The organism is Streptomyces sp. NPDC030814 (assembly GCF_055572155.1).
Window position 1 is genome coordinate 90456 of sequence record NZ_JBVIDX010000030.1, and the last position, 10884, is coordinate 101339.

At 70.7% G+C, this 10884-nt stretch carries 13 protein-coding genes; 6 read left to right on the forward strand and 7 right to left on the reverse strand.

The genetic code is table 11. From position 1 onward, the window contains the following. Positions 1–155: 155 nt before the first annotated feature. Positions 156–962: a VOC family protein gene (locus ACZ43N_RS37570; RefSeq protein ID WP_468103680.1), complete on the reverse strand. Its 807-nt coding sequence runs from the start codon at positions 960–962 to the stop codon at positions 156–158. A gap of 206 nt (positions 963–1168) precedes the next feature. Between ACZ43N_RS37570 and ACZ43N_RS37575 the strand changes: the two genes are divergently transcribed. From ACZ43N_RS37575 to ACZ43N_RS37590, 4 genes are all read left to right on the forward strand, one after another. After that, positions 1169–1606: a hypothetical protein gene (locus ACZ43N_RS37575; protein WP_468103681.1), complete on the forward strand. Its 438-nt coding sequence runs from the start codon at positions 1169–1171 to the stop codon at positions 1604–1606. A 281-nt stretch (positions 1607–1887) separates the two neighbouring features. Next, the gene (locus ACZ43N_RS37580) at positions 1888–2562 is read left to right on the forward strand and encodes a DUF3105 domain-containing protein (RefSeq protein WP_468103683.1); all 675 of its coding nucleotides are present in this window, start codon (positions 1888–1890) and stop codon (positions 2560–2562) included. Positions 2563–2686: 124 nt separating this feature from the next. Then, positions 2687–3607 carry an SGNH/GDSL hydrolase family protein gene (locus ACZ43N_RS37585; RefSeq protein WP_468103685.1) on the forward strand — a complete coding sequence of 307 codons (921 nt, stop codon included), beginning with the start codon at positions 2687–2689 and terminating at the stop codon, positions 3605–3607. 190 nt (positions 3608–3797) lie between these two features. Continuing rightward, entirely contained in the window at positions 3798–3968 is a 171-nt protein-coding gene (locus tag ACZ43N_RS37590; protein WP_468103687.1) for a hypothetical protein, read from the forward strand. Between the two features lie 37 nt (positions 3969–4005). Here the strand turns inward: ACZ43N_RS37590 and pspAA are convergent, their stop codons facing one another. From pspAA to ACZ43N_RS37620, 6 genes are all read right to left on the reverse strand, one after another. Further along, on the reverse strand, positions 4006–4284 hold the full coding sequence (gene pspAA / locus ACZ43N_RS37595; RefSeq protein WP_468103689.1) for a PspA-associated protein PspAA: 279 nt from the start codon (positions 4282–4284) through the stop codon (positions 4006–4008). Continuing rightward, entirely contained in the window at positions 4281–5054 is a 774-nt protein-coding gene (locus ACZ43N_RS37600; protein ID WP_468103691.1) for a PspA/IM30 family protein, read from the reverse strand. Before ACZ43N_RS37600 ends, pspAA begins: the two co-directional genes overlap by 4 nt. Before the next feature lie 320 nt (positions 5055–5374). Then, on the reverse strand, positions 5375–6487 hold the full coding sequence (locus ACZ43N_RS37605; RefSeq protein WP_468103693.1) for a S8 family peptidase: 1113 nt from the start codon (positions 6485–6487) through the stop codon (positions 5375–5377). Between the two features lie 261 nt (positions 6488–6748). Next, on the reverse strand, positions 6749–7276 hold the full coding sequence (locus tag ACZ43N_RS37610; RefSeq protein WP_468103695.1) for a GNAT family N-acetyltransferase: 528 nt from the start codon (positions 7274–7276) through the stop codon (positions 6749–6751). Positions 7277–7629: 353 nt separating this feature from the next. Further along, positions 7630–8064, reverse strand: a complete 435-nt coding sequence (locus ACZ43N_RS37615) for a DUF6003 family protein (protein WP_468103697.1) — start codon at positions 8062–8064, stop codon at positions 7630–7632. Positions 8065–8154: 90 nt separating this feature from the next. Beyond that, positions 8155–8604, reverse strand: coding sequence for a nuclear transport factor 2 family protein (locus ACZ43N_RS37620; RefSeq protein ID WP_468103699.1), 450 nt, complete (start codon positions 8602–8604; stop codon positions 8155–8157). A 52-nt stretch (positions 8605–8656) separates the two neighbouring features. Between ACZ43N_RS37620 and ACZ43N_RS37625 the strand changes: the two genes are divergently transcribed. Together ACZ43N_RS37625 and ACZ43N_RS37630 are read left to right on the forward strand one after the other, a co-directional pair. Beyond that, positions 8657–9139 (forward strand): MarR family winged helix-turn-helix transcriptional regulator, encoded by a 483-nt coding sequence (locus ACZ43N_RS37625; protein WP_468103701.1) that lies wholly within the window; start codon positions 8657–8659, stop codon positions 9137–9139. Between the two features lie 218 nt (positions 9140–9357). Next, a complete protein-coding gene (locus ACZ43N_RS37630; RefSeq protein ID WP_468103703.1) occupies positions 9358–10794 on the forward strand; it encodes an FG-GAP repeat protein in 1437 nt (478 codons plus the stop codon). The last annotated feature ends 90 nt before the right edge of the window (positions 10795–10884 follow it).

The window sequence follows — 10884 nt, forward strand, 5'->3', positions numbered from 1 at the left end:
AGAGAAAAAGGAGGGGGGAGGTGGGGGGTTGGGGGGGGTGGGGTGGGGGGGAAGGGAGGGAGCGGGGGGTTCGGGGGGGGGGGGGGGGGGGGGGGGGGGGGGCCCCCGCCCCCCCCCCCCCCCCCCCCCACCCCCGTCCGTCTCGCGCCACCCGCTCAGTCCACGGCGGTCAGCTTCGGCATCTCGCCCTGGGTGTTGGTCACGTCGATGACCGAGAACGAGGCGCCCTGCGGGTCGCTGAGCGCCGCGAAGCGGCCGAAGGGGGTATCCATCGGGCCGAAGCGCAGGACTCCGCCCAGCTTCGTGGCCTTGGCGACCGCGTCGTCGCAGTCGGCGACGGTGAAGTAGACGTTGATGTACGACGGGACCTCGGGCGGGAAGTCGTCGGTCATCTTCATCCGGCCGATCAGCGGCTCCTCCCCCAGGTCGAAGACCCGGAAGTCCATGCCGGGTTGGTCGTGAGCCTCCATCTGTCGGGCCCGGAAGCCGAAGACCGCCGGGAAGAACGCGTCGGACTTCTCCGGCTCACGGCTGAAGATCTCGGCCCAGGCGTACGCGCCGGGCACACCCATCGCCTCGAAGCCCTCGTGAAGGCCCGCCTGCCAGACACCGAAGACGACACCTTCCGGGGAACGGGCGAGGAGCATGGAACCGAAGTCGCCGACCTGCATCGGTTCCATCAGCAGTTCTCCGCCGTTGTCACGGATCTTCGTGGCCGTGGCGTTCACGTCGGGGGAGGCGAAGTACAGGCACCAGGCGGACTGGCCCTCCTGTCCGGGCATCGGCGGGACGACGGCGGCCACCGCCTTGCCGTCCGCGTAGGCCTGGGTGTAGTTGCCGTACTCGGAGGACGCCTCACCGAACGTCCAGCCCAGTACGTCGCCGTAGAAACTCTTGGCCCCCTCGATGTCGCCGAACATCGCGTCGGCCCAGCAGGGAACGCCCTCGGGACGTGCGGCCATGACTGCCACTCTCCTCGGTTCGACGGGTGGTTTCCGCGGATCTCACGCTAGCCAGGGGTCGCCCCGATCGCGCGCCGAGCAGGTCGCACCGCAAGAAATCGGCCCTGCGGGGACCGGGCGCGCCGGGACGGAACCACGGCGATGGGTCTTCTGATAATTTCAGCGACGCTCGCACTCCTGTTCACTCGACTCATCAGGTGCGCCCCATGCCCCGCCGACCGCTCCGACGTACGGCGATACCGTGCGCCCGCGGCCGGTGGACCTACGCCATGGTCGTCGTCTCGCTGGCGCTGGCCGCGTTCGTGCTGTCCTGTGTGGGCGCGCCTCCCGGTGAAGGAGTGCGGCGGGCGGGGCCGGCGTTCATCGGGCCTGTGTACTCCGCCGAGGTGCCGGTCGAGGCGTCGGTTGTCGCGGCGCGGGCCGACCGAGCCGACCATCACCCTTGCGAACAGGGCCCCGGACACGACTGCCACTCGTCCGACCCACGGGCTGTTCTCGGCCATGCGCCGCTGCCAGGCGCGGACCACAGCACCGTGCCCTGGCCGCCCGCCGCCGTGCCCGCCCTGTCGGCGCTCGACCCGGCCCGGGCCCCCGGGCGGGCCCGCCCGCCCGATCTCCACGAACTGCAGTTGCTCCGGGTCTAGTGCTGTGACCGGAAAGGTTTGCCGGACAGCTCGCGGCGTCCGGTGCTGAGGGCACCTCCCACGCCGTTCAGGCAGTGGGGGAGCAACGCAAGGCGGAGTATCACCCGCGTACTGGATTTACGCGGGTGATGCGACAACGCGGCGAGGTGCCGTGCCGGGCGTCGCGAGCCGGTGAACCTTTCCGGTCACAGCACCAGGCGGCCATCCCGCACCCGAGACACCGAAGACGACTCGCAGCACCGTCTGCCCCGGCGAGGGCACGGCGGGGAGAAGGACATCCTGTGGCTACATCCAAGGCGAAGGCCGGCAAGAACCCCAAGGGCAACAAGGAGAGCGCGAAGAGCAGGGAGGCGGCGCGCCGCGCTCGCGTCGAGGAGATACGCAAGGCCGAGCAGGCCCGTGAGCGCCGCATGCGTCTGATCACGCTCGGCGTCACCACCGTGATCCTCGCCGGGCTCGTCGGCGGCGGCTGGTATCTGATCGACGCCGCGCAGGACAAGGAAGAGGCGAAGGCCGCGCCGGTCGAGGGCGTGAAGAGCTGGTCGAAGCTCACCCAGAACCATGTCAACGGAACCGTGGACTACAAGATGAGCCCGCCGGTGGGCGGCGACCACAACCAGGTGTGGGTCAACTGCGACAAGCAGGTGTACACCAAGGCCGTGCCGAACGAGAACGCCGTGCACGGGCTGGAGCACGGCGCGGTGTGGGTGACATACAACGACAAGGCGGCGAAGGCGGACGTCGACTCGCTCTCCGACCTGGTGAAGAAGACGTCGTACACCTTCATGAGCCCGTACGAGGACCAGTCGTCGCCGATCGTGCTGAGCGCCTGGGAGCACCAGCTGAAGGTGGACAAGGCGTCCGACCCCCGGGTGCGGAAGTTCCTCGACAAGTACGTCCAGGGCGAGCAGACGCCGGAGCCGGGTGCCGCGTGCACGGGCGGTATGACGCCGTGAGGTGAGCGTGTGTTGGGGGCGTCCGGCCGGGCCGGGCGCCCTCGTGGCCGGTGAAGGGCTTCCCCCTGGTGCCGGGCTGTGCTTGCCTGGGGAGCCGTTTCGGTGGCCGGGGCGGGAGTCGCGTATGCGCAAGCCGTGGATCGTGGGAGTGGCGGCGGCGGTGCTGTCCGCGCTGCTGCTCGGCGGGTGCGGGGATCCGCAGTCGTCCCCGCATGAGGCGCCCTCGGCGCCCTCGGCCGCGGACGCGTCGCCGACCACACGCCAACGGGCGGCCACCGCGTCCCCGGGCGCGCCCGCCGCGAAGCCCGCGCCCGAGGTGCTCTACCTCGGGGACTCGATCGCGACGGAGAACCAGAAGGTTCTCGGGGAGTTGCTGAAGGACGAGCTGGACGCCCGGTACACGAGCGTCCCCTACTCCGGCACCACGCTGTGCGACTACCTGGAGGGCACCGCCGACCGGTCGCTCGTACCAGCCGCCGACAAGGCGGCGGCGCTGGTACGGCGGCTGCGTCCGGACTACGTCGTGCTCCAGTTCTGGGGCAACGCGTGGGACTACACGCCGTGCATGGACGGCGTGACGTACGGCGGGGACCGCACCGAGTACTTGGCCCGTTACGCGGCCGCGGCCGAGCGGCTCACCGAGCAGATCGCGGGAGCGGGTGGCACGCACCGGCCGACGATCGTGTGGGTGCTCCAGGGCCCGGACCCGATGACGCCGGACCGGATCCGACAGGTGAACGCGCTGTACCAGAAGCAGGCCGAGGCCTCCGGTGACATCGTCGCCGACGCCGGCAAGGCCGTCAGCCCGGCGTCGGGGCGCTACACCTGGGCGCAGTACCTGCCGTGCACCGCTTACGAGCGCGCCCACGACGGCTACTGCACCCGGCCGGACCAGGACCGCACGGCCGTACACCACGACAAGGACCTGCTGCATTTCTGTCTGGCACCCACGACGTCGAAGCCGAGACCGTGCCCGGTGCGCTCCCCCGGCGTCACAAGGATGGCCCGCGAGATCACCCGGGCGATCGCGGAAGCGAGTTCCTGAAGACCAGGTGCCTCAGGTGCGGGCCGCGGAGATGGATGGTGTACGGCGGAGACGGTCCGCCGTACGACGCCGGGGATCTTCGCAGAGCCGCCCCGCGCCGGCGGTCAGCCCCGTGGTGCCGCCAGATGCGAGGTTCCGGACCGGATGACAATCTGGACAGAAGGACAAAGAGCGATGCGAGAGGTGCGTCATGGGTGCTGAAGGGATGAGGCAGCGCGCCAAGGACATGGCCGAGAAGTTGCGCCAGATGAGCCAGGGTGGGCAGAGCAGCAAGTCTCGACACAAGGACCAAGGGCACGGCAAGCGCATCGTCGAGGAGCAGATGAGGAAGCTCCAGGAGCGGCGGCACCGGCATCGGTGACCGATGGTCCAGCCGACGGAGCCGACTCGAACGGGGTTCACCCCGGGATCAGGCCCTCGTCCGACAGCAGTGCCTGGACGTCGTTCAGGCTGGCGTCCTGGTCGGGGAGCACGAGGTCGGACGGCATGATCGTTTCCTCGGACAGCGGGGTGCCCAGGCGGCGCACGGTGTCCAGGAGGTCGTTGAGCGCGGTGTGGAACGCCGCCTCGTCATCGGCATCTGCCGCGGACTGCAGGGCCGAGTCCGGCTTGTTCAGTTCGTCGAGGTGAGTATCGGTGACGTCGTACTGGCCCTCGCCGAGAATCCGGATGATCATGGCGCCTCCTGGTCCGGCGTACGGTTCGAGCTGCCGCCTTCCACGGCCGCCGGCCGCGCTGTGGATGCGGGGAGTCGGGCCTTCATCCGGGCCAGCTCCTGCTCGATTTCGGTGCCGGAGCTGAGGGCCTCCAGTTCTGCCTGGATGTCGTCGCGGCCGGCGGGAAGGGTGGCGTCCGCCAGGACCCCGGAGTCGATCAGCTCGTCCAGGGCGCCGGCGCGCGCCTGCATCTGCTCGGTCTTGTCCTGGGCGCGCTGCATGGCCAGGCCGACGTCGCCCAGCTCTTCACTGATGCCGGTGACGGCCTCGGTGATGCGGGTCTGGGCCTCGGCCGCGGTGTAGGTGGCCTTCATGGTCTCCTTGCGGGTACGAAATGCGTCCACTTTGGCCTGCAGGCGCTGCGAGGCGACGGTGAGCTTGTCCTCGTCGGCCTGCAATGCCGCCTGCTGGCCCTGCAGGTCGGTGAGCTGGGAGGACACCGCGGCGCGCCGGGTCAGCGCCTCCCGGGCGAGGTCCTCGCGGCCTGCGGCCAGTGCCTGCTGGGCCTGGGTCTGCAGCTTCCCGCCGTACTGCTGCAGCTGTACCACCTGCAGATCCACCCGCTTGCGGCTGGTGGCCACATCCGCCACCCCGCGCCGCACCTTGCGCAGCAGCTCCAGCTGCTGGGCGTAGGAGTAATCCAGTACCTCCCGGGGATCCTCAGCCCGGTCCAGGGCCTTGTTCGCCTTGCTCCGGAACAACAGGGTGACGCGGTCCGCGATGCTGCTCACAGCCCCGCCTCCTCTCCTCAAACAGAGGCGTACACCTTCAGGCTCCGCCCGACGGCGGATGGCCGCAAACCGCCCGGCTGCGGCGATCCGGGCCGCGGGCCGTGCGGTGCGAGAGAAGGCGACAAGGAGGGATTCATGAGTGGCATGGCGATGAGGGTGCCGGACGTGCTCAGCAGGCCGGGCGGACAGCGAAGCAGGAGGCGTCGGTCCCGGCCGACCGCATCGCCGCCCCCCTGACGAACCGTCTGCTCGCCGCGGCTGTACAGCCGCCGCGCCCCGGCACACGTGGTTGACCGGGCGACGCGGACGACCGAGGAGGATCAGATGCCGCCGGTGTTGAGCAGTCGGTTGGGAGTGCCGGAGGGGACACCGCGTACGACACCACGGGTGGCCGTACGGTCGAGCCAGACGTGGGCCTCATCGGCCGTGGCGTGCGGGTGCGCCGACAGGTACAGCGCGATCACGCCCGTCGCGTGCGGCGCGGCCCAGGACGTCGCGCCGGCGTCCTCCGTGTATGTACCGCCGCCGGCGAGCGCGGCGGTGACCTTCTGGCCCGGGGCGTACAGGTCCACGCACCGTCCGTAGCCCGAGCCGTGGGACCCGCTGTCCTTCCACGCACGGTCCTTCGAGGTGGAGGCTGCGACGACGATCGTGCCGGGGACGCCGGCCGGGGAGTGCTTGCAGGCGTCGTCATGGAAGTTGCCGGCCGACACCACCGTAGGGATCCCCGCGCGGACCATCTTCTTCACAGCGGCATCCAGGGCCGGCGACCGGTGGTCGAGATTGAGCGACATGTTCACCACCGCGGGCTTCTGGGCGTGGGCGGTGACCCACTTGACCGACTTCACCAGGGCCGCCTCGGCCGCCGCCGGGGAGCCGCCGCCGTCACTCTCGCACAGGATGCCCTGGACTCGTACGATCTTCGCCTTGGGAGCCACTCCGTACTTCGCCCCGGCGATGATGCCCGCGACGAAAGTGCCGTGGCCGACCCCCACTTCGCCGAAGCAGTCACCGGAGTCCTTCGGGCCCACGAAGTCGGCGCCGAGACGTGCGCGTCCGCCGAACTCCTTGTGGGCGATGTCCATCCCCGTGTCGATCACATAGATGTGAACGCCCTTGCCCGTGGCGGTGGTGGTAAGCCTGCCGTTCAGAGGCCGCGACCGCTGGTCGAGAATGTCCAGGTTCCACGGCACCTTCCGGGTGACGCGTGCCCCCGCGGGCTCGGCCGGCCCGGCCGACCGTCCCGCAGCGTCGGAAGATGTCGAGGCCAATCCGGACGACGCCGCGTCCCCGGAGGGCGCCAGCGACTCCCCCGCCCGGTGCCTGGTCAGCGTCCCGCGGCTGTCGTCGGCCGCCGCACCGACGTCACCGCTGCAGGCCGAGGCACCGAGCACCGTCACCATGGCAACCGCCACCAGCCCGGCCTTTGTCACATTCCATGTCACAACGTCACCCACCGTCCTCTTCGTTCACGGTCAGCGCACAAGACGACGACCGGGGGCGGGCGGTTCCGGCGAGGCCCGTACCGGTTCGGTGCGCCGCTCGACGCAGGTGCGTCCGGCCGGGCGACACCGTATTTCGCCCAGGGGTTGAGCGAGGGGGTGATGGTTCGGGGCCAGGGGCCGACGTGCCCTCGCCGGGCGGCTCATGCCTTCACAACGTCCCCTCAGCGGGCGTGCCCTGGCCAGAGCCACTCAGCCGCCCGCTGCCGGTCCGCAGGCCTTTTCGAGGAGCGTGAACGACTTGGGGGCACCGCCCGGCTGTGGCTTACCCGCCTTGTGGCCGACGACCCGGTAACCGGCGTCCAAGTAGTAGGCGTTCAGGCGGGCGTTGTCGGCCAGGCAGTCCAGACGTACGAACGCCCGCCCGGCCCGGGCAACGCGGCACTCCGCAGCACGCAGCAGAGAACGCCCCGTCCCCGGCTCGGCGGTGCTGCGGTCGACCATCAGCCGATGCACATAGCCGGCCACCGGCGGCTGCGGTCCCCAAGCGTCCTCGTCCTGCCACCACAGCTCCCAGGCTCCGACCATGCGGCCGTCGGTCTCGGCGAGCCAGACCTCCCCGTGCGCCATGGACTCGCGGAAGTGGTCCTCGTTCAGTTGGCCGGGCTGCCACTGGCCGGTGATTCCCTGGGCGAGCATCCAGCGGGCGGCGTCGTCGCGCAGACGGACGAGAGCGGCGAGGTCGGCGTCGACCGCCGGCCGGAAGTGCGGATCATTCACCTCGCGATCCTCGCACTGACCCGTACGAGCACCCGACGCGCTGCCCCTCCGGGCCGAGCACCGGGGGCTGCCTGCCCGAGCAGAACCTGGTGCTGGAGCAGACCGCGACGGCCCCGACGACAGCGAGGTGAGACTCGTGGTACGTGGAGCGGCTCCACCAACGGCGGGCGGAACTGCGCGCCGGCGACCACCCGGCACTCACGCGGCAACGACGGGACCCTCGACGACGCCGCCACCGGATGGTGGTCCTAGGTCGTGTCCGCCGCGGCGCAGGCGGGACTTTGCGGACACGACCTGACGCCTGACCGACCGCGACGGCGCCCCCACCGGCCTTGAGGATCCCTGCCGCCCCGTCACGAAGAGGGGCGCTCAGCGGCAGCGGTCACCGTTTCGGGGGCCACGCCGGTGAGTTCGACGACGCGGTGCGGTGGCACGCCGGCGGCCAGCGCACGTCCGATCAGGCCGTCCCTGCTACCCGCGCAGTCACGGTAGGCGAGCAGCTCCTCTTCGATACGGGCGAGCGGCTCGGGTGCCATCCGGTGGCGGAGCCTGCTCAGTTCCTCGTCGCTCAGCGGGACGGGCAGCCGCTCCGCTCCCTCGGGAATGGCCCCGGTTTCCTCCGGCGGCAGCAGGCGCAGGGTCGGAGCAGTCGGCGAACTCCCGTGCGCTGCCAGCCACGCGCGTACCGCGGGAGTCTCCATGCACGCGAGATCACCGACGGCGGCGGGGGCCGCACCGAGCGGCGCGGCGGCGTCGTCAAGCAGGAACAAGTAGGCGTCGTCCGTCATCCTCGACTCCTTCTCGACAGCTGGTGGTCGACGTCCCACTACCCCGCCGCGCCCTTATTAGCGCCCTTCGTGTCGCGCCGCCCCTGCCCGTCATCGGCCTGTCCCGTGATCTCGCTCGGGGCCGCGGGGCTCAAGGCGCTCGTAGCAGTCGTAGTTGCGCTGGGCGATGATCTTTCCATCGCGGAATTCCAGGAACGCCGCGATGTGGGCGCGCAGCACCTGCCCCGCGGCCAGGTCGCCGACGGCTGCGGCCAGCGTGCCGGACCACGTGATTTCCAGGGCGACTTGGGCATCGGCGGCGACCGCGTTGATCACTTCGAAGTGCTGGTGGGCGAGCAGTGTGCGTCCTTGCCGCGCGGCGGCGATCAGGTCGGGCAGAGGGCGGACGGTGCCGTCCGGGAAGAGGGCGTTGGGCAGCTGCGTGTGGACGGCGTCCGGGTGGAAGAAGGCTGCGAGTTCCTCGCCGGGGGCGAAGCGGGACACCGCCTGGTGGTAGCGGACGGCGGTACGGACGTGGGGGTGCTCAGGGAACTCCGGCATATGCACAACCCTAGTTGCACAACTGAGGTTGTTCAATGGCAGAGTGGGCCTCATGCAGCAGCCACTCGACCCGCGCGACCTCGACACAGGCACCCTCGCCCTCTTCGCGGGCTTCGCCGCCGCCTCCGCCGTCCAGGACGAGCTAGCCGCCCTCGGCTTCCCCGACCTGCGCATGTCCCACGGCTATGTCTTCCAGCACCTCCTCGACGCCCGGCCCACCATCGGCGACCTCGCGGCAAAGCTCGACATGACCCAGCAGGGCGCCTCCAAAGCAGTCGCCGAACTCGAGCGACTCGGCTACGCCGAACGCCTCCCGGACCCGCACGACGCCCGCATCCGGCGCGTCGCTCTCACCCCTCGCGGCCACGAAGCCGTCGCCGCCGCCCGCCGTGCCCGGACGGCGTTGGAAGAACGCCTTCGGAAACGCTTCGGCATCCCAGCCCTCGACTCCGCCCGCACTCTGCTCTCCGACCTGCTCGACGACCTCGGAGGCACCGCGGCAGTCCAGCGCCGGGAGGTCAGACCGCCGCGCTAGGTCGTGGCCGACCAGGTGGCGGTGGTGCTGATGCTTCCGACGCGGGCGACCGCTGTCGTCCTCGTATCCGGGAAGGGCGGCGGCCGCGTCGTGGGAGGCGAGGTCACCGAAGCCGTGTCCACCGGGCGGTCACTCTCACACAACCGTTCGTACACCTCGGGAGTCACATCCCCGTAAGCCTTCGCCCTCTTTTCCTGCTTCGACCATGGGAGTTCACCGTGCGCGCACGCACCCTGGCCGCCACCGCTGCCGTAGCAGCCCTCACCGCAACCGGCCTGACCCTGCCGCTCGCCGGGAGCGCCGCGGCTGCGACGACCCCGCGGTTCGACTTCAACGGCGACGGATACGCGGACATCGCGGTCGGCATGCCGGACGCCACGGTGGGCGGCAAGGCCAAGGCCGGCTACGTCAGCGTGATTTATGGCGGACCGCAGAGCCCCAGCCAGTCCACCGGCGTGATCAGCCAGGCAGAGGCCGGCATACCCGGCACGCCGGAGGCAGGGGACCGCTTCGGGTCCTCCCTGGCACCTGTCGACGTGGACGGCGACGGCGTCTTCGAGCTCGTCGTCGGCGCGAGCGGCGAGTCGCTCACCTCGGACCAGCTCAAGGACGAGGGCACCATCACCGTTCTGGACGGCTCGGGGTGGAACATCAAGGGCACCACCGTGGCCAGGGGCACGTCCGAGTACAGCAGGATCGGCCGCACCATCGCCACGGGTGACTACGACGGCGACGGCGACACCGACCTCGCGTACGGCGAGAACGGCGAGGAGAACGGTGCGCTCCGGTTCCGTCCGGGCCCGCTCACCGCCGACCCGGTGACCACCACCACGGTGCGCAGGTACAGCATGGGCGGCAGCACCCGCGCCCTGGCCACCGGCGACTTCGACGGCGACGGCCGGGACGACCTCGCGGCCACCTGGCAGGCCTTGGACGACTCCGGCACCTTCATCACGCGCTGGGACGCCCAGGCCAAGCCCGCCCAGTGGTGGGCCGACGCCGACCGCGGCAGCGCGCTCGCCGCCGCCGACTTCGACCGGGACGGCACCGACGACCTCGCGGTCGGCCTCGTACAGCCCAACACCGAGTCGGAGACGACGCATTGCGAGGACCGGCTCGGCGGTGCGGTGCTCCTGCTCAAGGGCTCGAAGACCGCACAGTTCGGTACCGAGAATTACTGCATCACCCAGTCGAGCCCGGAGGTCGGCGGTACCGCCGAGGAGGGCGACGACTTCGGCGCCGCACTGTCCGCCGGCGACCTGAACGGCGACAGCCGTCCCGAGCTGGTGGTCGGCGTGCCCGGTGAGGACGTGGGCACCGTGAGGGACGCGGGCGGATACGTCGTCATGAACGACACGGAGCACGGCCTCCACGGCGGTCTGGCCCGCAGCCAGAACACCCCGAACATGCCCGGCACGGCCGAGGCCGGCGACCGCTTCGGCGCCCAGGTGGCAGTCGGCGACTACAACCGCGACGGCCTGTCGGACACCGCGGTGAGCGCGCCCGGGGAGAACGCCGGTGAACCCAGATCGGGTGGCGTCTGGTTCGTGCCGAGCAGCACCGAGGAGACGTACCCGCTGGGCAAGTCGCTGACCCCGTTCGGCTTCGCGCTGCCCCACGGCGCCATCAAGTACGGCGAGGTGCTGGGGTTCTAAGGGCTGTCCCGTAATCCCCGGCGGGCGCACGACGCCGGCTACGGCACCTCGCCGCGTTGTCGGAACGCCCGCATACATCCAGTATGCGGA

Bases quoted from the DNA above. Each gene is read 5' to 3' on its own strand.
- ACZ43N_RS37575 (WP_468103681.1), top strand. From the start codon at position 1,169: ATGCCCCGCCGACCGCTCCGACGTACGGCGATACCGTGCGCCCGCGGC.
- pspAA (WP_468103689.1), bottom strand. From the start codon at position 4,284: ATGATCATCCGGATTCTCGGCGAGGGCCAGTACGACGTCACCGATACT.
- ACZ43N_RS37570 (WP_468103680.1), bottom strand. From the start codon at position 962: ATGGCCGCACGTCCCGAGGGCGTTCCCTGCTGGGCCGACGCGATGTTC.
- ACZ43N_RS37585 (WP_468103685.1), top strand. From the start codon at position 2,687: ATGCGCAAGCCGTGGATCGTGGGAGTGGCGGCGGCGGTGCTGTCCGCG.
- ACZ43N_RS37625 (WP_468103701.1), top strand. From the start codon at position 8,657: ATGCAGCAGCCACTCGACCCGCGCGACCTCGACACAGGCACCCTCGCC.
- ACZ43N_RS37620 (WP_468103699.1), bottom strand. From the start codon at position 8,604: ATGCCGGAGTTCCCTGAGCACCCCCACGTCCGTACCGCCGTCCGCTAC.
- ACZ43N_RS37615 (WP_468103697.1), bottom strand. From the start codon at position 8,064: ATGACGGACGACGCCTACTTGTTCCTGCTTGACGACGCCGCCGCGCCG.
- ACZ43N_RS37590 (WP_468103687.1), top strand. From the start codon at position 3,798: ATGGGTGCTGAAGGGATGAGGCAGCGCGCCAAGGACATGGCCGAGAAG.